A 22,633-nucleotide genomic window follows, 5' to 3' on the forward strand; every position below is an offset into this window, starting at 1 on the left:
CCGCCATCATCGCGCCATCGTGCGCTTGAGGTGGAACAAATAGCGATTGCGGATGATCCAGAAGTAGATGGCCTGAACGAGCACAAAGCTGAGCAGGACGATGGCCGTCGGTTTGAAGACGGACGCGATGAGCATGATCTTCAGCAGGCTTTGCAGGGAGACGAACGCTACCGAGCTGTGAATGATTGCCACGGTGATCGGCACGAAAAACAGCAGGGCGATCTGGATGGTCACGATTCGGGACAATTCCCTGTCTGACAGTCCAATTTTCGCAATCGCCCCGTACTGTCTGCGGTCGTTTTCCAGGTCGGTGTACAGCCGGAAGTACAGGAAGCTGGCTGCTGCCACGAAAAACAGGACGCCGACGAACAGCCCGATGAACAAAGCCGTATTCGCCGCCTGCTTCATCGAGTGGTAAACAGGCGCGCGGGCCGAGAAATAGTAGTGGCCGCCGTAGTGCTCGATTTTCTCCTGCAGGCTGATGCTGATCGCCTGCGTGTCCTTCCACCTCGGCACGACATAGCCGTAGCGGACCTCTTCATTCAGGCCCTGCAGCCGGTCGTAGACGCGGTCGGGAATGACGGCCAGCCGCTCGAAGGCGAGGCCGGTGAGTAGCGGGTTGATCTTCGTATCCGTCTTGACGGTCAGGCTGTTCTGACCGACGTCCAGCACCTTGCTCTCTACGGAGTCGCCAAACCAGCGGACGACGAGGAACGCCTCATTTTCCTTCAGCTCCAGTTGCCGCGTATTCGCCGCGATGGCAAACTGGTTGTAGTCTGTCAGCTTGACGACCCCGATCTTTTCTCCGTTGACCTCCTGCGGCAATATCCGCATAGTCGCCTGGTGCTTCTCAAAGGAAAATCCGCCCTGCAGCAGGCTGTTTTCGATCAGGGCGAGATGCCTCTGCTCCTCGGGGTTGTCCCTGCTTGTCTGATACTCGAAGGCAAACGGATTCGTCTTTATCACCGTCTCCTGGATGGAGCCAGCCAGCGCCGCCAGCGTCCCGATGGCACAAAAGGCGACAGTGGAGACGATGCAGACGAGGAAAAACATCCGGGCGTTGTCCTTCATCCGGTAGTCCAGATCGGACAGAATAATCAGGTTGGTGCCTCTCCAGTAAATGGACCGCTTTTTCTTCAAATACCCGATGACGAAGACGCTAAGCTGGGTAAAGAGCAAATACGTCCCGGCGATGGTCAGCACCGTGACCGGCAGCAGCAGGATGACGACGGACAGCCCTTCTGCCGTCAACGCGAGCAAGTAGGCAATGCCCAGCAATCCTGCGGCCAGCACCGAGAGAAAGAGCGACGCCGTGGGCTCGCGCCTGGGCCGCTGGCTGCCCTGAAGCAAATCCAGCAGGCTTCGGCTGCGCAGCAGAAGCACCGAAAAGAACGAAATCGCCGCAAACAGGACGAGAAACGCGACGACCGTCAACCCCATCGCCTGCCAGGGAAAGTAAAACGCCAGCGCCTGCACATCGAGCAAAAATGCGGCGAACTGAAAGAACAGCTTGCCGAGGACGAGTCCCAGCCCGATGCCGCACAGAATCGAGACGACGCCGATCAGCATGGTCTCCATGAAGATCAGCAGGTTTCGCTGCCGCGCCGTCATCCCGTGCAAGAACAGGATGCCGAACTCCTTTTCCCGCTTTTTCAGAAAGGCCCCGACGCAGTAGAACAAAAAGAAAAACGCGAACAAAAAAATGATGTACTCCGCCACGATCATCCCCGTGGCGACCGATCCGTGAATCTCCTCGTCGTCGATGCCCGGATGGTAGATGAACATGGCGTACACGAAAAAGATCATGACGGAAAAGACGCTGCTCAAAAAGAAGGCGGCGTACGTCCGTTTGTTGCGCAGGACGTTGTTACACGCGAATTGTCGAAAGGTCATAGTTGTTCCCTCCCAAAAACGACAGGGCGTCAATGATCTTTTGGAAGAACACCTGGCGACTGGCTCCCCGGTACATTTCGTTGTGCAACTGTCCGTCTTTGATAAAAATGACGCGGTGGCAATAGCTCGCAGCCAGAGCGTCGTGCGTGACCATCAGCATGGTCATATTTTCCGACTGGTTGATGGCGGCGAGCGTCTCCATCACGCTGCGCGACGATTTCGAGTCGAGATTTCCCGTCGGCTCGTCCGCGAGCAAAAGCGACGGCGTATGGATGATCGCCCGGGCGATGGCCGTCCGCTGCCGCTGTCCGCCCGACACCTCGAACGTCCGCTTGTCCAAAATGTCCTCGATGCCCAGCTTGGCGGCGATCGCCTGCAGCTTCTCCTCGATAACTGCCACGCTCTCCCCTTCCAGCGTCAACGGCAGCACGATATTTTCCCCGATTGTCAGCGTGTCGAGCAAGTTGAAATCTTGAAAGACGAATCCCAGCTCCCTGCGCCGAAACAGGGCGAGCTTCTCCTTTTTTAACTGATGCGGGTTGGTTTCGTTCAGCAGAACCGCTCCCGAGGTCGGCGTGTCGATCGTGGAAATCATGTTCAGCAGCGTCGTCTTCCCGCTTCCCGAAGGGCCCATGATCCCGACGAACTCCCCTTTACGTACAGTGAAATCTATATCCGTCAATGCGCGGTACGTAACCTTGCCGCCGTAGATTTTGCTCAGACTACTCACCTGCAACATGTCCATCAGCCTAATCCTCCTCCACCCTTTCATCCCCACTATACGGAAGCACGCGAGATACCGCCATCGAATTAACTTTCAGCTTCCTTACGATCTTGTAAGGTAGGGAGCACAGCAGACATGACGATCCGCACCGTCGTCCCGACCCCTGCCTTGGATTCCAGCTCTACGCCGTGATGCAGCCGTCCGCAGATTTCTTTGACCAAATACAGCCCCATCCCCGTTGATTCCGGATATTTGCGGCCGTTCTCCCCGGTGAAATAGGGCTGAAACACGCGCCGGACGTCCTCGGGCGGAATCCCGATCCCGTAGTCTTGCACCTCCAGTGCGACATTCGGTCCCAGCTCGTAGGCGCGAATCGTCACCTTGTTGCTTTTCCCCGCCGAATAGCGGACGGCATTGGTGAGCAGCTGGCCCAGCACGAACGACAGCCATTTGTCATCCGACTCTACCCGCCACCTCTCGTCCACCTTCACCTCCGGATACACCTGGTTGCGGATGAACAGCCGCTTGTTTTCCGCCAGCACATTTTGCACCAAGGCGTGCAGGGTCACCGGCTCCACGAGAAAATCTTGCTCGAACCGGTCCAGACGGGCGATGTACAGAACCGTCTCCAGCCCCCGCTTGATCCGGTCGACCTCCTCCCGCAAGCTCTCTGCCTTCGGGTCGTCTTCGTCCTGCAGCAGCAGGTGAATGACCGAGATCGGGGTCTTCATCTGGTGCACCCATTGCTGGATAAACGTCGTGTAGTCCCGCTGCTTGTTTTCATAGGCATGCAGCTGCTCCTTGTAGAGCCGGTACTGCTCGAGAAAGGTCTCATCCAGCGCGCGGCACAGGGCTGCATTGCCGTGCGACTGCGTCAGCTCCTCCAGCGACTGCACCGGCTGACTAAGCCGCTGGTAGATCCCCCGGTGGGTCAAATAGCGCACGGCCATAAACGCTCCCGCGAAAAAGAGTGACAGAAACACCGCGTAGATCATCAACGATTCGTTCCAGTACCCGTCCAGCACGAAGATGAGCAGCAGCAAGAGCAGCTGAACGAGGAAAAAGATGGCGAAGGCCCATTGATCCCGAAGGAACAGCTTCATTGCCCGTCCTCCCAAACCGCTTTCAGCCGGTAGCCAGAGCCGCGTACGGTCTCGACCGCGCCTTCCAGTCCAATATCTTTCAGCTTGCCGCGCACGCGCGTAATGTACACGTTCAAGGTATTCTCGTCGACAAACTGCTCATCCCACAGCTTTTCCAGCAGCCGCTCCCTGCTGACGACGCGCGGGTACTGGTTCATCAGCGCTTCCAGCAGCAGCGCTTCCTTTTTGCTCAATTCGACCTTATGCTCGTGCATGGTCAGTTCCATCCGCTCCAGAAACAGCTTGAGCCCGGCTACCTCCACTGTCCGCTCGCCTTCCTGCGGAGCGTACAGGCCGTAGGCGCGGCGCAGCTGGCTGCGGATTTTCGCCAGCACGACGTCGTAGTCAAACGGCTTCGTGATATAGTCGTCCGCCCCGTTTTCCAGAGCCATGACCTGATCCATCTTGCTGTCCCGGGCAGAGATGAACAGGATCGGACAATTCGATTGCTGGCGCATCTGGCGGCACCAGTAAAAGCCGTCGAACTTGGGCAAATTCACATCGAGCAGAACCAGATCCGGCCGCGCCCGCACGAACACGTCCATGACGCGGTCAAACTGCTCGACATTCACCGTATGATAACCGTATTTTTCCAACTGACTTTGCAGTAATTGATTGATTTTGGGATCGTCCTCAACGATCATAATGGTCGACATGGTTTGTACTCCCCTCGCTATCAGACTGGCGTCCATTCTCTACTATATCAAAAAAGGATGGACCTGTTGTCCATCCTACGCCTGGGCTTTCATCATCTGCTGCAGCTTCTTGATCCCGCGGAAGTGCAGGATTTTGACCGACGCCTCGGTCTTGCCCAGAATCTGTGCGATCTCATTCATTTTCAGGTCAGCCAGGTAACGCAGCATAATTACATTGCGCTGGTCGACCGTCAAGGTATGTACCTTTTCCCACAACCCTTCCGTTGACTCCTGCGTCAAGAGGCAATCCTCCGGCAGTTCATCATCTGCCGTCAGCGAGGAAAAGGTCTCCTGATCGACCGGGCATTCCCGCTTCTTGCGCATGTAGTCGATCAAGGCGTTGTGCGCGATGCGGAAAATCCAAGCGCCGAACGGATGGCGTCCGTCGTACTGCTCCAGCTTGGAGTACACTTTGATAAACACCGTCGTGGTCAAATCCTCCACGTCCCAGATGTTTTTGACGCGATAGCGAAAGTAGCGATGTATTTTGGCCGAATATTCTTCGTAAATTTGCTGATGAGTCAATTGTGGATAAACGAGCGCGGTATTCATTATCGATCTCCCATTTCATGATCCGTATGAGTTGCTTTCATTGTAAAGGGGATCGGAAGCGGGAACTATCGAGTTAACTTTCAGGAACCTTACACTTTTGTAAGTTTTTCGCGATGCTGGCGTAATCCCTTTTCGCTGCTCCCACTCCGGACAAGTATATAGTAGCAGGCAGTTTTGGCAGGAGAGCGTGAGGATTGTGGAAAAAGTGAGGAATGCTCGAAAAAAAATAAAGAGAGCCACTTTTCGCCGGCTCTCATGCTCTATTGTTTTCTCGATTCTTCAATGGCTTTCAGAATGCTGGCATGGTTTGCTTTAAACTGCTGCCAGTTTTGCTTGACAAAATCATCGATTCTTCTCTTGGGAGTCGCAAACAACAACGCATCTTTTTCAATAAATCCCGTGGCCGCTTCCACCTTGCCATTCTTCAGCACGTAAACGTTGCTCATGACTGCAGCCCCCTTAACACTGATTCAACAAAGCGTAAAATTAAAGCATTTCCGTGTACGCTCATTATACCATCATAAATAACGGCCTCATAACTTTTGATTTGATGGACATTCCATGTTCGCCCGTCTGCTTCTACGCATATCATGCTGCTCTGATCACATTTGAACAGTACAGCTGCCGAGCAATCCCGAAATTCCCCTTGGGGAATGGAGGTGTATGTTCCCAGTTGCCACTTACACACTCCCCTCTGCCCACGCTTCCATTTTACCAAAAGTTAGCAGTGAATTAGCAGAAAAACCCCCCAGCAGATCTCTCCGCCGGAGGGCACTTGTCGTCCAGAATATCAGGTTGCTATACACGCTCGCCTACAGCAATCCCAACCGCTTGAAAATGGTATCGACATGCTTGAGGTGGTAGCGGTAGTCGAAGCATTCGTCCAGCTCTTCCTTGGTCAGCGCAGCGCTGATCGTCGGGTCTTCTTCCACGATTTCGCGGAAGGAGCGCTGCTCTGCCCATGCCTGCATCGCGCGCGGCTGCACGGTGTCGTACGCCTGCTCGCGGCTCATGCCTTTTTCGATCAGGCTGAGCATGACGTGCTGCGAGTAGATCAGGCCAAAAGTGCGGTCCATGTTGCGCTTCATGTTTTCGGGGAAGACCGTCAAGTTTTTCACGATGTTGCTGAAACGGCGCAGCATGTAGTTCAGCGCTTGCGTCGCATCCGGCAGAATGATGCGCTCTGCCGAGGAGTGGGAGATGTCGCGCTCGTGCCAGAGCGACACGTTTTCGTAGGAAGTCAGCATGTAGCCGCGGATGACGCGGGCCATGCCCGTGATGTTCTCGCTGCCGATCGGGTTGCGTTTGTGCGGCATGGCAGAAGAGCCTTTTTGTCCTTTGGCAAACGCTTCCTCCACTTCGCGCATCTCGCTCTTTTGCAGGCCGCGAATTTCGGTCGCGAATTTCTCCAGCGAGGTAGCGATCAAAGCCAGTGTCGACATGTAATGCGCGTGACGGTCGCGCTGCAGCGTTTGGGTAGAGATCGGCGCCGGAGTGAGGCCCAGCTTTTCGCACACGTACGCTTCCACGAACGGATCGATGTTCGCGTACGTGCCGACTGCGCCGGAGATTTTGCCGTACGCCACTTCTTTTTTCGCGATGCGGAAGCGCTCGAGGTTGCGCTTCATTTCCTCATGCCAGAGAGCCAGCTTCAGGCCAAAGGTCGTCGGCTCCGCGTGAACGCCGTGGGTGCGGCCCATGCAAACGGTGTCCTTGTGCTCGCGGGCTTTGTCGGCCAGGATCGCGATGAAGTCTTCGATGTCTTTTTCCAGGATTTCATTGGCCTGACGCAGCAAATAAGACAGCGCCGTGTCCACCACGTCCGTGGAAGTCAGCCCGTAGTGCACCCATTTTTTCTCCTCGCCCAGCGTTTCCGATACCGCGCGGGTAAAGGCTACGACGTCATGGCGAGTCTCTTCCTCGATTTCGTAGATGCGTTTGATATCAAAGGTAGCTTTGTCCCACAGCTTTTTGACATCTTCCTCTGGAATGACGCCCAGCTTGGACCATGCTTCACACGCGAGGATTTCCACTTCCAGCCATGCCTGAAATTTGTTCTGCTCGGTCCAGATGGCGCGCATCTCCGGGCGGGAATAACGTTCGATCATGATTGTACCTCCGTTTTATTCGTCCATATTTGCAGCTGTTCAATGGCAGCCAGCGCTTCTTCCACTGTCGGGGCCAGCACGTTGATATGGCCCATTTTCCGCTTCGCTTTGCTTTCTGCTTTGCCGTACAAATGCAGCTTGGCCGAGGCAGGCAGACGGTCGACCGCGTCGAGGACCGGCTGCAGATGCTCTCCCAAGATATTCACCATGACGACCGGCGAGAGCAACTGTGTCGATCCCAACGGCAGGTTGCACACCGCCCGCACATGCTGCTCGAACTGCGAGGTAACGCAGGCGTCCATCGTGTAATGGCCCGAGTTGTGCGGGCGCGGAGCCAGCTCGTTCACGTACAGCTGTCCGTCTGCGGTCAAAAACATCTCGACGGCGATCAGGCCGATCACGTCGAGCTTTTCCACGATCGTCCGCGCGATTTCTTCCGCACGGGCACGGACGTCGTCGCTGACGCGGGCAGGGACGATGCTCAGGTGCAAAATATTGTCCTGGTGCACGTTTTCCGCCGCCGGAAAGACAGCCAGCTCGCCGGATGGATTGCGCGCGGCGATGACCGACAGCTCCAGCAAAAACGGCACGAATTGCTCCACGATCAGCTCCGTGCCTGCCTTGGCGAGCGTCTCATACGCTTCTACCAGCTCCGACTCGCTGCGCAGCACCCATTGTCCTTTGCCGTCGTAGCCGCCCGTCGCCGTTTTCATGACCGCAGGCAAGCCCAGCTCGCGCACAGCCGCCTGCAATTCTTCCAGGCTCGCCACGACGCGGAAGGGAGCGACCGGAATGCCGATGTCGCGGATCGCGGTCTTTTCCCGGATACGGTTTTGCGTGATGCGCAGCAAACGGCTGCCCTGCGGCACGTACGCCCGGCTCTCCAGCACTTCCGCAACTTTTGCGTCCACATTTTCAAATTCGTAGGAAATGACGTCACTGAGCGCTGCCAGCTCCATGGCCGCTTCCACATCGTCGTAATGGGCCACGATCTGACGGTCCGCCGCCTGTCCGCACGGCGCATCCTCCGTCGGGTCCATGGTCACGAAGCGATAGCCCATGGCTCGTCCAGCGAGGGCGATCATCCGTCCCAGCTGACCGCCGCCCAGTATGCCGATGGTCGACCCCGGTTTGATCTGCTTGTCCGTTGTGTTTGTCATTGCAGTTCACTTGCCTCCAGCACTTTGTTGCGGACTGCATCCCGCCTTGCGACGAAGCGCTCCTGAATGTCCGGATATTTGATCCCCAGAATCTGCGCAGCCAGCAGCCCGGCGTTGATCGCGCCTGCCTTGCCGATCGCCACCGTCGCCACCGGCACACCGCCTGGCATTTGCACGATGGACAGCAAGGAATCCAGTCCGTTCAGGTTGGACGACTTCACCGGCACGCCGATGACAGGCAGCTCGGTTTTGGCAGCCACCATTCCCGGCAGGTGAGCAGCCCCGCCCGCTCCGGCAATGATGACTTCCAGGCCGCGGCTTTTCGCGCTCTCTGCGTACTCGAACATCAAATCGGGTGTGCGGTGTGCAGACACCACTTTCTTTTCATACGGCACTTGCAGCTCGTCCAGGATCGCGCACGCTTCCTTCATCGTTTCCCAATCAGACGTGCTGCCCATTATGACGCCTGCCAACGGTTTGGACATGGCACCTTCGCCCCCTACGTCAGTATCATCAGAAAGCCCAACCGACTAACGGCATGCACGGCCGTACTCATCGCCTGGGCTATTTGCACTCATTTCTTTCAACTACTCCAGTGTAGCAGGGAGAAAGTTTGCCTGTCAACCTCGCATCCGAACATTTTGAAAAGAGATTAATGCCATTATTCGTGTTTACCTTTCTTCACCCACGCTTCAGCCGCCTCTGCCTGATCCAGCCTGAGCTTCAGCCAATAGTCGAGAAAAGGAGTGGCATCCGCCCTTGCCGCCTGGGAAAGCAGCGCGAGGACGTCCTGTCCGTTCGCCTGGCTGTACTGGTTTTCCTGCACGTACTTGCGCAGCAGGTCATGCAGCCGCTCGCTTCCCCACGCCTCCCGGAGCGTCCACCACATGGCGGCGCCGCGTCCGTAGACAAGTTCTGCATAGCTTTTCCAGTTCGGAAATTGATCCAGGGACTGCCAAACCGCAAGTCCGCGCCCCGCGTACACCTGCGCCGCCTCTGCCTGCCCAAGGCGCAGATTGATATAGCTTTTGGCACGCTCTGGATCGACGCTGTGCAAATAGGCCATGGCCGCGTAGTCGGTCAAGCTCTCGTCCAGCCACGCCTCGCGCACCTCGTCGTTGCCCACCAGCCCGTAAAACCACTGGTGAGCCGTCTCGTGGGCGACGATCGCCTCTGCCACCGCATCGCTTCTGCTGAAGCATTCGTCCTGGATAAAGACGATGCTCGGGTACTCCATCCCTCCGAAAAAGCCGCCAGTCTTGACCACGTCGTACTCCTTATACGGATACCGCCCAAATTGCCTGCCATAATACTGGAGCGACTGCATCGCCGCCTGATGCAAACGGCTTGCGGCTGCCGGATCGTCGCCCTCCTGCGACCAGGTGCGGACCACGACATCCCCGACTGTCCCCGTCTGCTGGCGATACGAGTCGTCCATGATGACGAGAGCAAAATCCCGAACATTCCAGGCGTCGATCTCATAGATGGTCTGCCGCTTCGGACGGGTCTGGGTCACCGCGGCGACGCTCTCGATTCCGCTCGACGCGAGCTGGTAGCCGTCCTCCAGTTGGACGCGCAGATGATAGTTCGCCATCTCGCTGTAAAAAGGATCGCCGACCGCGGTGTACGGGTCCAGCCTCCAGCCGTCTTTGTCCTTGACTGCCAGGATCGGGAGCCAGTTGCCCAGCCACATGGCGTGATCGTTGTAAGACAGCCTGCCATTGTTATAGGGAACCTGCAGGGCAAAACGCATTTGCACTTCCGCAAGTTGCCCCGCCATCTTGCCGGTCAGCGGCACCTGCAAGAGCGTATCTTCGCTCCCCATAAGCCGCACCGGCACGCTTTGCCCGTCGACGCGCACCTCCGAAATATGCACGCCCCCCGGCTCCCGCTGCTTCCCAAGGATGTGCTCCCAGTTTGCTCCGCGCAAATCGGATTTGGCCTGAAAAACGTTCGGGTATACATGAAAATACGCCTTGTCATCCTGGGAAACAAAACGGACGGCTAACACGCCCGTCACTGTGTGGGCCTTCATATCCACCCGCACATCCGCGCGATACGAAGCGGCGACAGGGATTTGACCAGGCAGCAGCGTCTCTGCCTCGTCCGTCCCCATCTGCCTCGCCCATGCTTTTGCCCACAGAACAACGATCAACACCCCTGCAATCAACAGGCTGCAGGTCCACCCTCTTCGCCGCATTGGCGATCCCCTGCCTTCAGGTTACTTCTCTGCCATTTCTTCCGTCCTTTGTCCGCTGCGGCTCCGCCAGAAACGCTGCCGCTCCAGCCATGCCGCCGCCTCTTCCTTCTTCGTCACATCCAGATTGATCCAGTAATCGAGAAACGCTCCCGCATCCTCCCCGGCCGTATCCGCCAGGAGCGCTTTCCAGGCAGAACCGCTGGCGATGCCATAGCGATTGGTGCTTACATACTGCCGCAGCGCATCGTGCAGGCGCTCCTCGCCCCACGCTTCCCGCAGCGCCCACAGCATCGCCGAAGTCCGCGAGTAGACGAGATCGCTGTAGCTCTGATTGTCCGGAAACGCGTGCAGCGCCTGCCACGGCCGCAAGTGCTCCTGGACGTACTCCTGCGTGTCCATACCGCGCTTTTGGCGAAGCAGGACGCGACTTTCTGCCAGATCAGGGTAGCTCTCCGCCAAAAAGGCGAGCGTCGCGTATTCCGCAAAGCCTTCATCCAGCCAGGCGTCATCGACCTGATTGTTGCCGACCAGCGAATAGAACCACTGATGCGCCGTCTCGTGTACGGTCGTAACGACTCCGTAGCTTCCACCCCCTGGCTGGAAGTGGCGGCCGTCCAGAAACACGATGGACGGGTATTCCATGCCGTTGATGCTCCCTCCAGTGCGGACGACATCGTATTCCGTGTACGGATACGTCCCGAACTGGCTGCCGAAATAGCGGAGGGACTGGACAGCGGCGAGGTGATTGCCCTTCGCCTGATCCAGAGAGTCCTTTTCCCGGTACCACGTCCTGACTACGGTATTGCCTGCCTTTGTCTCCAGCACATGATAGGTGGCGTCCATCACGACCAGGGCAAAGTCACGGACATTTCCGGCCTGCAGGCGATACGTCTTTTGCCCGTGCACCGTACTGTCGACGATGGCTGCATGGTCGGTCGCCGTACTGGCCAGCTGATACGAATCTGGCAGCGTGACGTTCACCTCGTAGTTTGCCGTTTCACTGAAAAAAGGGTCCCCGATCGGCTCATACGGATCGAGATGCCACCCCTGCTGGTCCCGCACCGCGAGAATCGGCAGCCAGTTGCCCAGCCACATGGCGTGGTCATCGTAAGACATTCTGCCGTCATTGCGGGGGAGGGTCATCGAAAAATCCAGCTGCAGGCGTACCGGCTCCGTCTCGCCTGCTGGCATCCCTTCCGTCTGGGCGAGCGGCACTTCGATCACGTCGCCGATCCGTTTTGCCGCTGCCTGCTTCCCCTCGACCGCGATTCTGGTATTATCATACGTTCCCGGTTCCACATCTTTGCCTAAAAGTTCGTCCCACAGAACGCTTTTGTGCTCCTCCGTGAACGCGAGCGGATACAGATGCACATACGCTCTCTCTGCATCCTTGGGCCAGAAGCGAATCTCCACACTGCCCGCAACCTGCCGCTTCTGCGGATCGATGCGCACATCGGCTTTGTACAGCGTCTCCCGAGACAGCGGCTGCTTTTGCTCATCGGCAGCCGCCGGAATCGCGAGGGACCAGGCCAAAAAGGCAATACCCAGCACGGCCAGCCAGTTTTTCATGCCGACTCCCCCTTTTCTCCTATCGTACCGGAACAGGAAATAAAAGACTACCTGTTGAAGGAATGCGCGATGCTCGCCACGCCTGTCCGAGCAATCAAAAACGGCTTCCCTCATACAGAAGGAAGCCGTCATTTTACTCATTTCTACTCGCGCAGCCAGATGAAGTAAGCCAGGAAGACGAAGAACAACACGTACATAGCCGGATGCACCTCGCGCGCTTTCCCTTTCATCACTTTCACGATCGGGTACACGATAAAGCCGGAAGCAAGACCCGTTGCGATGCTGTACGTCAGCGGCATCATCAGGATCGTCAGGAATGCCGGGAACGCTTCGTCCAGCTCATTCCATGCCACCTGCGTGATATGGGACGCCATCAGCACCCCTACGATAATCAAAGCCGGAGCGGTAACAGCCGGTGTCACGATCGCCAGAATCGGCGAGAAGAACAGCGCCAGGATGAACAGAACACCCGTGACCAGCGCCGAAAAGCCGGAGCGTCCGCCTGCCGCAACACCTGCTGTCGACTCGATGTAAGCAGTCGTGGTGGACGTACCGAGAATGGCACCCGCCATCCCTGCGATCGCATCGGACGAGAACGCGCTGCCCGGACGAGGGAGCTTGCCGTCTTTCAGCAGTCCTGCCTGGCTGGCAACACCCAGCAGTGTACCTGTCGCATCGAAGAAGTCTACGAACAGGAAGGTCAGTACCACAATCAGCATCTTCACGCTAAAGAGAGCGGAAAAGTCACCAAGGTATTGGAACGCGGCGCCGAATGTCGGAGCCAGGCTCGGCGGAGCGGAGACGACTTTGTCTGGCAGACTGACCAGTCCGAAAATCATCCCGACCACTGCCGTTACGACCATCCCGATGAAAATCGCCGCGTTTACTTTGCGGACCATCAGGACAACAGTCACAATCAGACCAAATACAGCGAGCAGTGCATTTTTTGCAGCCAAAATTTCTTCTGGCTTCATGCCTTCATGATAAAAAGTAAAATGACCCAGTGCTACAAAAGTCGCGTCGTTCGCTACGACAATCCCTGCGTTCTTCAGCCCGATAAAGGCGATAAACAGGCCGATACCTGCGGATACCGCGAATTTCAAACCCTTCGGAATCGCATTGATAATCGCCTCACGTACACCTGTCAGGGACAGGATGAGGAAAATCGTACACGAGAGAAAAACACCTGCCAGTGCTTGCTGCCAAGGAATTTGCATGGTCAGCACAACCGTATAGGTAAAAAACGCGTTCAAGCCCATTCCCGGCGCCTGAGCAATCGGCAAACGACCGATGAAGGCCATCAGCAAAGTTCCGATCGCTGCAGCCAGCCCGGTCGCGGTAAATACCGCACCGAATTCAGGATAGTTTGCTTTCAGATCCGGCGGCAGATCAGCACCGCTGAGCATGAACGGATTCACAGCCAAAATGTACGCCATTGCCAAAAATGTGGTAATCCCCGCGATGATTTCGCGTCGGTAGTTGGTGCCTAGTTTGTCAAACTCGAAATACTTGCGCACCGATATTTCCCCCCAAAATGTCGTTATGGCAACAAAAAAGGCCGAGGCGTACCTCTACACGCCTGGCCTTTACAAAACATTCCGGGAACAATTTCGATAATAATAACATTAACGCATCCCGTTGACATTTTGTTCGTAGCCAGGTCGTTCACGGTGACCTCGTAGAAACTCTTGAGCCATATTCTCAAGAATATACGAACCTTCTTACATTACCTGTTCACATTCAGAAGTGTATCAGGTGACATATGGAATGTCAACGAAAATACGAACATTAATTTTTAACTACAGTATAACATCCGGAATTTAATGATTTGTTCTATTTGCGCACGCAATTTTCGTTTTTTGCCGCTCTGTTCCCGCGCGAACCTGCCCTATTCCCACTCGATCGTTGCCGGCGGCTTGGAAGTCACGTCGTAAACGATGCGGTTGACGTTTTCGACTTCGTTTACGATCCGGGTGGAAATTTTCTCGAGCACGTCCCAAGGAATGCGCGCCCAGTCTGCCGTCATCCCGTCAATCGAGGTTACGGCGCGAATCCCTACGGTGTAGGAATAGGTGCGCACGTCCCCCATGACCCCGACAGTCGTCATGTTCGGCAGTGCAGTGAAGTATTGCCAGATGTCGCGGTCAAGACCGGCTTTGGCGATTTCCTCACGCAAGATCGCATCCGATTCCCGAACGATGTGCAGCTTTTCTTCGGTAACCTCGCCCAAAACGCGAATGCCCAATCCAGGACCTGGGAAAGGCTGGCGCCATACGATTTCATCCGGCAGGCCCAGCTCAGTGCCCAGCTTGCGCACTTCGTCTTTGAACAATGCTTTCAGCGGCTCGATCAGCTGGAACTTCATGTCTTTCGGCAGTCCGCCCACATTGTGGTGAGATTTGATCGTATGAGCTGTCGCCGTACCGCTCTCCACAATATCCGTATACAACGTCCCTTGTGCCAGGAAGTCCATGTCCGTCAGCTTGGCTGCTTCCTCGTCAAACACGTAGATGAACTCGTTGCCGATGATTTTCCGTTTTTGCTCCGGATCGGACACGCCTTTGAGCTTGCTCAGGAAACGCTCGCGTGCATCGATCTTGATCACTTTCATCTGGAACTTGTTGCCGAACGTCTCCATGACGCTCTCTGCCTCGCCCTTGCGCAGCAGGCCGTGGTCGACGAACATGCACGTGAGCTGATCCCCGATTGCTTTGTGGATCAAGGCTGCCACGACGGAGGAATCCACCCCGCCGCTCAGCGCGCACAGCACTTGTTTGTTCCCTACCGTTTCCCGAATCCGGACCACTTCGTCTTCGATGAAAGACGTCATGCTCCAGGTCGCTTCGCAGCCGCAAATGTTGAACAGGAAGTTGGCGATAAACTCGGTCCCTTTAACGGTGTGGCGCACTTCCGGATGGAATTGAACCCCGTACAGCTTGCGTTCCGGATTGCTGATCGCCGCTACCGGACAGCTGTCAGACACAGCATCGACACGGAATCCGGCCGGCAGCTCCACGACTTTATCCGAGTGGCTCATCCAGACGATTTCGTTTGCATCCCATTTCTCGTACAGGCTGTGCGCTTGCTGCAGGCGCAGCTCTGCTTTTCCGTACTCGCGCTTGCCTGCGCGCTCCACTTTCCCTTCGAGCATATGGCTCATCAGCTGCATGCCGTAGCAGATCCCCAACACCGGCACACCCAGATCAAAGACAGCCGGATCTACTTTCGGTGCCCCTTCTTCGTACACGCTGGCAGGCCCGCCCGAGAAAATAATCCCCTTCGGATTCAGCGCCTTGATTTTTTCCACAGGCGTATTGTAGGGCAGCAGTTCGCTGTAAACCCCCAGATCACGAACACGACGCGCGATCAGTTGATTGTACTGGCCTCCGAAATCCAGTACGACGACCATTTCCAATGACTTGTCCATCTTATCCCCCTTCTCCTGAAAGCACAGGACTTGCAAGCTCCAGCCGATGTCGCTGCCGGGCTCTCGTTTCCATCAAGTTCCGCTTCTCTCGGATACGCCACACGCAATTGTCGCATATTTGCAAAAAAACCGGGACCCCCACCTCCGACGATTGATACGGAGGCAGCGTCCCAGCTTGTGTACACTTGTGCGGTTGCATGTACAAAAATCCGAAATGCTCTCCTCGTAGTCGCCCAATTTACGGTTGAGCGGTAGAAACTTTCAGGCCATATTCCTGATGATTATACGAGACTCATTGATCGTCATTCTAGCAGATGAAAGACCTTTGTTCAAGGCTTCAGTTGACGGATTAATCGTTCCATCAATTGCTCCGCGACCGTACGCGCCTTTTGCTCCATGCTCCGGCAGCCGTACACGACACGCTCGTACAGTTCCGTCAAATAGCGCAGATCCTGCCGCTTGTCGCCGGGAATCGTGATTCTTCCCACGTACTCCCGCAGCGTCTCGCCTTCGCGGCGGCGCGTGTAGACACTCTCCATCATGCGCATCAGCAGCTTGTAGCGCACATCGTACTGGGTGCTGCGCTCGCCCTTCATTTGCCTGCGCAGCCACCAGACATTGATCTCCTGCCTGCGTCTCCATGCCACACAGCCTGCGATCACCAACAGCAGGACAATACCCACATTTACCTGCCAAGGAATCGAGAAGCCGCCTCCGGATGTCGAGTCGCCTTCCTCCAACTCATTGAGACGTCCGTCTCCGCGGTCCCGCGTCGACGCGTTTTCCATGTCTGGCAATGGAAGCGGAACTTGCGGCTGCGCCGTTTGCAGGTCGTATTTGAAACGGACCGGAGACATGAACGTGCTGGTCGCCTCAAACGGAACCCATCCGTATTTGGGGAAGTATACCTCTACCCAGGAATGGGCGTCCCTGTTGCGCACTTCCATGATTTGATTTCCTTGCTCGTCTGTCCCGACACGCTCGCCCGGCGCAAAGCCTTTTACCCATCTCGTCGGGATGTCGATCGACCGAAGCATGACGGCCATGGCGGTGGAAAAATGGTCGCAGTAGCCGCGATAGCTGTCAAACAGGAAGTGATCGACGAAGTCCTGCCCTTCTTTCGGGACCGGAACATCTTTGGTTTCATACTTATATTTTCCGCTGGAGCGCAAGTAATTCTCGATTGCGCGCACTTTTTCGTACGGCGTTTTCGCGTCCTTGGTGATCGATTGCGCCAGCTCCTTGACGCGCGGCGGCAGCGTGGTCGGCAGTTGCAGATAATGCTGACGGATCTCGCCCGGGTATTGCGTACCGGCTTCGGTCACGGCCTTTTCGCTGACGATCGGCACCTCCGCCTCGACCTGGTACTGATTGAGCTTGAGCAAAAGCGTATTGGGTCCCATCTGCGGCTGATTGTCCTCCTTCGAGGTCGGCAGCAGCTTGATCTGGCCTGCCCGCACTTCCAGCTGCTGGTTCATCTTGTCGTAGACGACCGTCGCATTCGGCGGGCGGTAATTGCTCACTTTGCTGAGCTGTCCCGGGTAAAAAACGGTGGCGAACTGCTGCGGGCCTTTGAAATCGAGCGTGGCCTCGACCTTCTTCGTCTCAAAGCCCGTAAACAGTTGATCCTTCCATTCGTAATTCTCCGGGTCGAGGATCGACTCGTATTCGCGGATTCCCTTTTCCCATCCGACCCCTGTGTACAGATCTTTGGCATCGCCGCGCCAGTAGGCCTCTTCGTTGGTCTTGCCCACGAACACGAGCGTATCATCCTGCAAAAAAGGACCGCCGAGCCGCTCATCGTTGTTGTCATAGCCTACTTTTTTCATGGCGCTGACTGTACCGCTCTGCTCTTTCCCTGTAAAGTAGGAGATCGGATCAGGCCAGCTGGCGTCCATTTTCGGCGCGGTATAGGCAATCCCTACACTCACGCCGATGACCACAATCGGCGCGAGGAGGGACCGCAGCATGAGCCAACTCCGGTTCCCCGCCAGCTTGGCATGTCTGGTCATGCTGGTCAAATGGCTGACCGCCAGCAGCAAAAAGCCGCAAATCAAGGTCCGGACAATCCCGCCGTCTCCTTCGTACGGCAGGAACGTATCGAGGACAGCCAGATACACCTCGGTCAAGACGACAAACCACAGCCCTTGCCGCTGCTCCAGCACGAGATACGTAATCATCGACATGAGGACGATGAGAACCAGGTCGAACATCGCGTTGCGGGAGACCGGCGACATCGAAGCCCAATCCTGATGGAGGGCAAGCGGGATGTCCCGCAAAATTTGCCCGTACAACGCCTTGAGCCACTCCGTATCAAACAGCGGGTAGTCGAACAATGTGCTGTGCAAAAGAAAAAGGAGTCCCAGCAGCTTGACAGGCAGCGTCAGCCATCGATACGGCACGAGGGTGTCCATGACCAGGACGCCCGCCGCAATCGTGAGGAAGGGCCAGAGAACTCCCGTATCCGTCAGCTCTTGCAAGGGCAGCAGCCACTCGCGCAGCATCAGGAACAACAGCAGGGCCGAGATCCACTCCAGCAGCGTCGGACGTTTCAAAATGCTCATCATGGCCTACGCACCCCCTATTCGTTTCCATTCCCTGTCATCGATATGAATCGAGGTACAGGAGACTTTCACGGTCGAAAGCAGCTGCAAAGCCTTTTTTTGTTCCGGTGAAAGCACAGGCTCTGCGTATACCAGGAACAGCTGCAGCCTTCTGCCCTTTTGCGCCAGGGCGATCAAACGTCCCAGCAGCTCCTTTTGCACGCTCGGCGTCACGACGATAAGCGTCACGCCTGGCGGTTGTTCCAAAGCCTCCCGTCCCACGACCCGCGCAAAGGAGTCGGTGCCCTGCGGCATGACGCGGGCCAGCTGGTCAAACACCGTCAAAAAGTGTCCGTGCGACAGCCCTGGCGCGATGGAGACCCGTTCGGCTTGTTTATAGACGAGTCCGTAATGGTACTGATTGCGGTTGGCGCAGGCAATCAGGCTGGCCGTCAGCTTGACCGCCGTCTCAAACAAAGAATCGGGCAGCTTCTGGTAGCTGGCTTTTTCCACATCCAGAAAAAACATCGCCTGATTCATCGCCTGATGCTCGAACTCCTTCGTTTTCAGCCCCGTCCCTCTCGCCGTTGCCCGCCAATGAATCTGGCTGAGCCGGTCGCCGCGCTGGTATTCCCTCACACCGCGCACGGCCGCCACATCGTCGGAACGGCGGTGAGACACGTGCACATTCCCGCTGAAGCTGCCGTCTCCCAAAACCCAGCGCTCCACCTTCTGAAGCGAAGGATAGACAAGAAATTCATCGGAGAGGGCGAAAGCTTTCCGCCTTTCCATAAAGCCGAAAAAGTCCCCTCCGCTCACGACGCAATCCCCCAGGCGATAATACCCGCGCGGCAAATTCGGGATGACGTAGCGAAACTCGACTTCGCGCTTGAACCAGGGAAAAATCAGCTGGCGATGCGGCTCGTACACGCCTGCCAGCCTGTCTGGCAGCGGCTCCATCACCATGTTCCAGCCCAGCGGAAACCAGATGCGGCGCCGCAGCCGGATCGTCACGATGACGTCATCCCCGTCCCGCAGCCGGTTGCGGTCGACCAGGCGAACGACTTCCAGAGTCGAAAACAAAAGCGCGTACGCGAGCGCTTCATAGACTAGAAAGACCAGGCTGCAATAGAACAAAAACCAGCTCGCGAACCCGCCCTGAAATTTGGCGAATACGTATGTGAGCAAAACGAGCCCGATTACTTTGACTTTGCCCCATCGTTGTTGTCTCATCCGCAGTCACCGCCTCAGCTGACCGGCACACGGGTTTCCGACAAGATCACCGTCAGCACCCGATCAACGGTCGCTCCTTCCAGACGCGCTTCCGGCTTCACGATCATCCGGTGAGCAAAGGTGACCGGCACCAGCTCTTTCACGTCGTCCGGAATGACGTAATCCCGTCCGCGGACAAAGGCGAGCGCCTGCGCAGCCCGATACAGTGCGAGAGCACCGCGCGGACTCACCCCCAGGTAAATGTGATGGTGGTCACGCGTCCGGTGACACAGCCGCACGATGTACTCTTTCACCCCGTCCGACACGCGGACTGCCGCTACCTGCTTTTGCAGCTGCTGCAGTTCCTCCACGGTCAGCACTGCTTCCAGCTGGTCCAGCGGCTTCTCCTCCGAGAAGCGGGTAAGCATGCGCACTTCTTCTTCTACGCTCGGGTATCCCAGGCTCAGTTGCATGAGAAAACGGTCCAGCTGTGCTTCCGGCAACGGGAATGTCCCCTCGTACTCCAACGGGTTTTGCGTCGCCATGACGAAGAACGGGTCCGCCAGCCGATACGTCACTCCGTCAACCGTGACCGACCGCTCTTCCATCGCCTCCAGCAAGGACGACTGCGTCTTCGGCGACGTCCGGTTGATCTCATCCGCCAAAATGACGTTGGCAAACAACGGACCTTTCCGAAATTCAAACTCCAGACTCTTTTGGTTGAAGATCGCTACCCCGGTGACATCCGTCGGCAGCAGGTCAGGCGTAAACTGAATCCGCTTGAATTCTCCGCCAATCGATTTGGCCAATGCACGTACGAGCATGGTCTTCCCAACTCCAGGCACATCCTCCAAGAGCACGTGTCCATTCGCCAAAACGGCAGACACCATCAATTCAATCACCGAACGCTTGCCAATCAATACTTTTTGTATATTGTCAATGAGCTTGGCTACAGCAGGATGCGTATTTTCCACTTTGATTGGGTTCATGTTGATACAACTCCTGTTTCATTGGATTCTTTAATCAGGTTTGTAACAGCCACTCCTACGCGCTTTGAACCTCTGTATGATGGGACTGTGAGCACCTTGCCTTTTGGTGCCTCTTGCTCTCTGATGCTATTGGATGCTGGCTACTTCTTGCACTTTTTGCGCCTTCTAATACTTTGATGTATCTTGCGCTTTGGTGTTTTTTTGCTACTTCCTAATATTTAGATGTTTCTTGCACTCTGGTGTTTCTTGCTACTTCTTATACTTTGATGCTTCTTCTTGCACTTTGGTGCTTTTTGCTACTTCTTACACTTTGATGCCTCTTACTCCTTGCCTTTGGTGCTTCTTACTCCTTGATGCTGCTTCCCCTTTGTAGTGCATCTTACTCCTAAAGTAATAGATGCGATTGGTAGTTACAAGGAAAAAATACTTAAAATTTGTAAAATTAGACGCTCACGAAATTAGGTAGCCAGATCTGTCAGAGGAATCGAGGGGGTCTGTTCTTTCTTTGTCCTTCCTTGTTCCTGAAAAAGGTTTGCCAAAAAACATTGCTGATCCAACCTTCATGCGATCTGAAAAACGCATAGCCTCAGAAAAAGGCATAGCCCCCAAAAAACATAGCTGATCGTAACGGCATCACTTATCCTACACGTACAAAAAAGGCAAACCTGTACAAAAAAGAGTAGGAGGTTTTCCTACTCTTTGATTTCTTATGAAAGAATGGCGTGCCCTGAGAGATTCGAACTCCCGACCTTTTGATTCGTAGTCAAACGCTCTATCCAGCTGAGCTAAGGGCACACGTATGATGAAGCAAAGTTGCATTATGGAGCGGACGACGGGTCTCGAACCCGCGACCTTCGCCTTGGCAAGGCGACGCTCTACCAATTGAGCTACGTCCGCATGGCCAATATTAAAGGGCTACTCTGGCTGCAAACCCTCTCTGTTCCATCATGGTGCGGGTGAAGGGACTTGAACCCCCACGGTTGCCCGCCAGAACCTAAATCTGGTGCGTCTGCCATTCCGCCACACCCGCACGGTACATAAAACAGAAAAGGCGACGATATCTCTACCGTGCTACTTCCATCATATTCGGTTGAAAAGACTGGTGAGCCATGAAGGACTCGAACCTTCGACCCTCTGATTAAAAGTCAGATGCTCTACCAACTGAGCTAATGGCTCACAATGGCTGGGGTACTAGGATTTGAACCTAGGAATGACGGAGTCAAAGTCCGTTGCCTTACCGCTTGGCTATACCCCAACAAGAGTGGTGCCGGCAATAGGACTTGAACCCACAACCCCCTGATTACAAGTCAGGTGCTCTACCAATTGAGCTATACCGGCACGCTACAAAAGTGGTGGCTCGGGACGGAATCGAACCGCCGACACGAGGATTTTCAGTCCTCTGCTCTACCGACTGAGCTACCGAGCCATAGTTTATGCTTTATTCATTGCCATTTTTTCCTCTCTGATTCCCGTCCAAAGTAAAGCTATTAACGGGTGAGAGGCCCGTACTACTTTAGAAATGGCGGAGCTGACGGGACTCGAACCCGCGACCTCCGGTGTGACAGACCGGCGTGAACTCCAACTTCACCACAGCTCCACTTGCAAAGCAGGTTTCGTTTCTTCCTGCAAGTTCTTCCCATTATATGTAGCCCCGTTATGGAATCCAGGCATTACAAAAAGGAAAATTTGGTTGCGGGAGCAGGATTTGAACCTGCGACCTTCGGGTTATGAGCCCGACGAGCTACCGAGCTGCTCCATCCCGCGACGAGTGACCTTACACGGTCGAATGTCGACGTCGCAACAAGACGCTGCATTTTTCGTCGTACAATAAAGTGGTGGAGGCTGACGGGATCGAACCGCCGACCCTCTGCTTGTAAGGCAGATGCTCTCCCAGCTGAGCTAAGCCTCCATCATGGTGACCCGTAGGGGATTCGAACCCCTGTATGACAGCGTGAAAGGCTGCTGTGTTAAACCGCTTCACCAACGGGCCAAGACATGTTATTCAATATGGTGCGGTCGGCGAGACTCGAACTCGCACGGGTCGCCCCGCCACCCCCTCAAGATGGTGTGTCTGCCAATTCCACCACGACCGCAACTCAGGTTGGTAGCGGCGGAGGGAATCGAACCCCCGACCTTTCGGGTATGAACCGAACGCTCTAACCAGCTGAGCTACACCGCCAAAATTCTATGAGCTTAAAAAACATATGGCGGAGAGTGAGGGATTCGAACCCTCGCTACGCTTGCGCATACTAACGGTTTAGCAAACCGTCCCCTTCGGCCTCTTGGGTAACTCTCCGTATATGGCTCCTCGGGACGGACTCGAACCGCCGACCGATCGGTTAACAGCCGATTGCTCTACCAACTGAGCTACCGAGGAATAATGAAGGATTCGCACCTTCAAAACTGGATCTGCATGCTT

16 protein-coding genes, 15 tRNA genes and 2 riboswitches are annotated in these 22,633 nt (G+C 55.7%); all 31 genes read right to left on the reverse strand.

Annotation, left to right across the window (positions count from 1 at the left end):
* Positions 1-6 precede the first annotated feature (6 nt).
* The gene (locus ACFSO0_RS01075) at positions 7-1,893 is read right to left on the reverse strand and encodes an FtsX-like permease family protein (protein ID WP_376875067.1); all 1,887 of its coding nucleotides are present in this window, start codon (positions 1,891-1,893) and stop codon (positions 7-9) included.
* Positions 1,868-2,638 carry an ABC transporter ATP-binding protein gene (locus ACFSO0_RS01080; RefSeq protein WP_376875070.1) on the reverse strand — a complete coding sequence of 257 codons (771 nt, stop codon included), beginning with the start codon at positions 2,636-2,638 and terminating at the stop codon, positions 1,868-1,870. The genes ACFSO0_RS01075 and ACFSO0_RS01080 overlap by 26 nt, the downstream gene beginning before the upstream one ends.
* Positions 2,639-2,703: 65 nt before the next feature.
* Positions 2,704-3,720 carry a sensor histidine kinase gene (locus tag ACFSO0_RS01085; RefSeq protein ID WP_376875073.1) on the reverse strand — a complete coding sequence of 339 codons (1,017 nt, stop codon included), beginning with the start codon at positions 3,718-3,720 and terminating at the stop codon, positions 2,704-2,706.
* Positions 3,717-4,415 carry a response regulator transcription factor gene (locus ACFSO0_RS01090; RefSeq protein WP_376875076.1) on the reverse strand — a complete coding sequence of 233 codons (699 nt, stop codon included), beginning with the start codon at positions 4,413-4,415 and terminating at the stop codon, positions 3,717-3,719. Before ACFSO0_RS01090 ends, ACFSO0_RS01085 begins: the two co-directional genes overlap by 4 nt.
* 75 nt (positions 4,416-4,490) lie before the next feature.
* The gene (locus tag ACFSO0_RS01095; protein ID WP_376875079.1) at positions 4,491-5,006 is read right to left on the reverse strand and encodes an RNA polymerase sigma factor; all 516 of its coding nucleotides are present in this window, start codon (positions 5,004-5,006) and stop codon (positions 4,491-4,493) included.
* A gap of 260 nt (positions 5,007-5,266) precedes the next feature.
* The gene (locus ACFSO0_RS01100; RefSeq protein WP_376875082.1) at positions 5,267-5,452 is read right to left on the reverse strand and encodes a hypothetical protein; all 186 of its coding nucleotides are present in this window, start codon (positions 5,450-5,452) and stop codon (positions 5,267-5,269) included.
* A gap of 366 nt (positions 5,453-5,818) precedes the next feature.
* Positions 5,819-7,114 (reverse strand): adenylosuccinate lyase, encoded by a 1,296-nt coding sequence (purB, locus tag ACFSO0_RS01105; protein ID WP_376875085.1) that lies wholly within the window; start codon positions 7,112-7,114, stop codon positions 5,819-5,821.
* Positions 7,111-8,274 (reverse strand): 5-(carboxyamino)imidazole ribonucleotide synthase, encoded by a 1,164-nt coding sequence (gene purK / locus ACFSO0_RS01110; protein ID WP_376875088.1) that lies wholly within the window; start codon positions 8,272-8,274, stop codon positions 7,111-7,113. The genes purB and purK overlap by 4 nt, the downstream gene beginning before the upstream one ends.
* A complete protein-coding gene (gene purE / locus ACFSO0_RS01115; protein ID WP_376875091.1) occupies positions 8,271-8,759 on the reverse strand; it encodes a 5-(carboxyamino)imidazole ribonucleotide mutase in 489 nt (162 codons plus the stop codon). Before purE ends, purK begins: the two co-directional genes overlap by 4 nt.
* A 176-nt stretch (positions 8,760-8,935) precedes the next feature.
* On the reverse strand, positions 8,936-10,474 hold the full coding sequence (locus ACFSO0_RS01120; protein ID WP_376875094.1) for a M1 family metallopeptidase: 1,539 nt from the start codon (positions 10,472-10,474) through the stop codon (positions 8,936-8,938).
* Between the two features lie 21 nt (positions 10,475-10,495).
* Positions 10,496-12,043 carry a M1 family metallopeptidase gene (locus ACFSO0_RS01125; RefSeq protein ID WP_376875097.1) on the reverse strand — a complete coding sequence of 516 codons (1,548 nt, stop codon included), beginning with the start codon at positions 12,041-12,043 and terminating at the stop codon, positions 10,496-10,498.
* A gap of 143 nt (positions 12,044-12,186) precedes the next feature.
* Positions 12,187-13,560: an NCS2 family permease gene (locus ACFSO0_RS01130; protein ID WP_376875100.1), complete on the reverse strand. Its 1,374-nt coding sequence runs from the start codon at positions 13,558-13,560 to the stop codon at positions 12,187-12,189.
* Positions 13,561-13,676: 116 nt separating this feature from the next.
* Positions 13,677-13,778, reverse strand: a riboswitch (purine riboswitch).
* Between the two features lie 153 nt (positions 13,779-13,931).
* Positions 13,932-15,470: a glutamine-hydrolyzing GMP synthase gene (gene guaA, locus ACFSO0_RS01135; RefSeq protein ID WP_376875103.1), complete on the reverse strand. Its 1,539-nt coding sequence runs from the start codon at positions 15,468-15,470 to the stop codon at positions 13,932-13,934.
* A gap of 206 nt (positions 15,471-15,676) precedes the next feature.
* Positions 15,677-15,779: riboswitch (purine riboswitch) on the reverse strand.
* Positions 15,780-15,799: 20 nt separating this feature from the next.
* Positions 15,800-18,034: a DUF4129 domain-containing transglutaminase family protein gene (locus ACFSO0_RS01140; protein ID WP_376875131.1), complete on the reverse strand. Its 2,235-nt coding sequence runs from the start codon at positions 18,032-18,034 to the stop codon at positions 15,800-15,802.
* Positions 18,035-18,040: 6 nt separating this feature from the next.
* Complete coding sequence (locus ACFSO0_RS01145) at positions 18,041-19,246, reverse strand: DUF58 domain-containing protein (protein WP_376875106.1); 1,206 nt, start codon at positions 19,244-19,246, stop codon at positions 18,041-18,043.
* A 14-nt stretch (positions 19,247-19,260) separates the two neighbouring features.
* Positions 19,261-20,214 (reverse strand): AAA family ATPase, encoded by a 954-nt coding sequence (locus tag ACFSO0_RS01150; protein WP_376875109.1) that lies wholly within the window; start codon positions 20,212-20,214, stop codon positions 19,261-19,263.
* 718 nt (positions 20,215-20,932) lie between these two features.
* Positions 20,933-21,009 (reverse strand) — tRNA-Arg (locus ACFSO0_RS01155).
* Between the two features lie 26 nt (positions 21,010-21,035).
* Positions 21,036-21,111, reverse strand: a tRNA-Gly gene (locus ACFSO0_RS01160).
* Positions 21,112-21,162: 51 nt separating this feature from the next.
* Positions 21,163-21,244, reverse strand: a tRNA-Leu gene (locus ACFSO0_RS01165).
* A 70-nt stretch (positions 21,245-21,314) separates the two neighbouring features.
* A tRNA-Lys gene (locus ACFSO0_RS01170) sits at positions 21,315-21,390 on the reverse strand.
* 4 nt (positions 21,391-21,394) lie between these two features.
* Positions 21,395-21,469: transfer RNA gene (locus ACFSO0_RS01175), tRNA-Gln, on the reverse strand.
* A 7-nt stretch (positions 21,470-21,476) separates the two neighbouring features.
* Positions 21,477-21,552, reverse strand: a tRNA-Thr gene (locus tag ACFSO0_RS01180).
* Positions 21,553-21,564: 12 nt separating this feature from the next.
* Positions 21,565-21,640 (reverse strand) — tRNA-Phe (locus tag ACFSO0_RS01185).
* Between the two features lie 94 nt (positions 21,641-21,734).
* Positions 21,735-21,811: transfer RNA gene (locus tag ACFSO0_RS01190), tRNA-Asp, on the reverse strand.
* A 90-nt stretch (positions 21,812-21,901) separates the two neighbouring features.
* Positions 21,902-21,978: transfer RNA gene (locus ACFSO0_RS01195), tRNA-Met, on the reverse strand.
* 69 nt (positions 21,979-22,047) lie between these two features.
* Positions 22,048-22,123: transfer RNA gene (locus ACFSO0_RS01200), tRNA-Val, on the reverse strand.
* Positions 22,124-22,127: 4 nt separating this feature from the next.
* Positions 22,128-22,204, reverse strand: a tRNA-Glu gene (locus tag ACFSO0_RS01205).
* 18 nt (positions 22,205-22,222) lie between these two features.
* Positions 22,223-22,307: transfer RNA gene (locus ACFSO0_RS01210), tRNA-Leu, on the reverse strand.
* 9 nt (positions 22,308-22,316) lie between these two features.
* Positions 22,317-22,393 (reverse strand) — tRNA-Met (locus tag ACFSO0_RS01215).
* 26 nt (positions 22,394-22,419) lie between these two features.
* Positions 22,420-22,510: transfer RNA gene (locus tag ACFSO0_RS01220), tRNA-Ser, on the reverse strand.
* Positions 22,511-22,515: 5 nt separating this feature from the next.
* Positions 22,516-22,591, reverse strand: a tRNA-Asn gene (locus ACFSO0_RS01225).
* Positions 22,592-22,633 lie beyond the last annotated feature (42 nt).

The sequence above is a fragment of the Brevibacillus sp. GCM10020057 genome (genome assembly GCF_042683565.1).
Classification (GTDB): domain Bacteria; phylum Bacillota; class Bacilli; order Brevibacillales; family Brevibacillaceae; genus Brevibacillus.

Bases quoted from the DNA above. Each gene is read 5' to 3' on its own strand.
- ACFSO0_RS01075 (WP_376875067.1), bottom strand. From the start codon at position 1,893: ATGACCTTTCGACAATTCGCGTGTAACAACGTCCTGCGCAACAAACGG.
- ACFSO0_RS01080 (WP_376875070.1), bottom strand. From the start codon at position 2,638: ATGGACATGTTGCAGGTGAGTAGTCTGAGCAAAATCTACGGCGGCAAG.
- ACFSO0_RS01085 (WP_376875073.1), bottom strand. From the start codon at position 3,720: ATGAAGCTGTTCCTTCGGGATCAATGGGCCTTCGCCATCTTTTTCCTC.
- ACFSO0_RS01090 (WP_376875076.1), bottom strand. From the start codon at position 4,415: ATGTCGACCATTATGATCGTTGAGGACGATCCCAAAATCAATCAATTA.
- ACFSO0_RS01095 (WP_376875079.1), bottom strand. From the start codon at position 5,006: ATGAATACCGCGCTCGTTTATCCACAATTGACTCATCAGCAAATTTAC.
- ACFSO0_RS01100 (WP_376875082.1), bottom strand. From the start codon at position 5,452: ATGAGCAACGTTTACGTGCTGAAGAATGGCAAGGTGGAAGCGGCCACG.
- purB (WP_376875085.1), bottom strand. From the start codon at position 7,114: ATGATCGAACGTTATTCCCGCCCGGAGATGCGCGCCATCTGGACCGAG.
- purK (WP_376875088.1), bottom strand. From the start codon at position 8,274: ATGACAAACACAACGGACAAGCAGATCAAACCGGGGTCGACCATCGGC.
- purE (WP_376875091.1), bottom strand. From the start codon at position 8,759: ATGTCCAAACCGTTGGCAGGCGTCATAATGGGCAGCACGTCTGATTGG.
- ACFSO0_RS01120 (WP_376875094.1), bottom strand. From the start codon at position 10,474: ATGCGGCGAAGAGGGTGGACCTGCAGCCTGTTGATTGCAGGGGTGTTG.
- ACFSO0_RS01125 (WP_376875097.1), bottom strand. From the start codon at position 12,043: ATGAAAAACTGGCTGGCCGTGCTGGGTATTGCCTTTTTGGCCTGGTCC.
- guaA (WP_376875103.1), bottom strand. From the start codon at position 15,470: ATGGACAAGTCATTGGAAATGGTCGTCGTACTGGATTTCGGAGGCCAG.
- ACFSO0_RS01140 (WP_376875131.1), bottom strand. From the start codon at position 18,034: ATGAGCATTTTGAAACGTCCGACGCTGCTGGAGTGGATCTCGGCCCTG.
- ACFSO0_RS01145 (WP_376875106.1), bottom strand. From the start codon at position 19,246: ATGAGACAACAACGATGGGGCAAAGTCAAAGTAATCGGGCTCGTTTTG.
- ACFSO0_RS01150 (WP_376875109.1), bottom strand. From the start codon at position 20,214: ATGAACCCAATCAAAGTGGAAAATACGCATCCTGCTGTAGCCAAGCTC.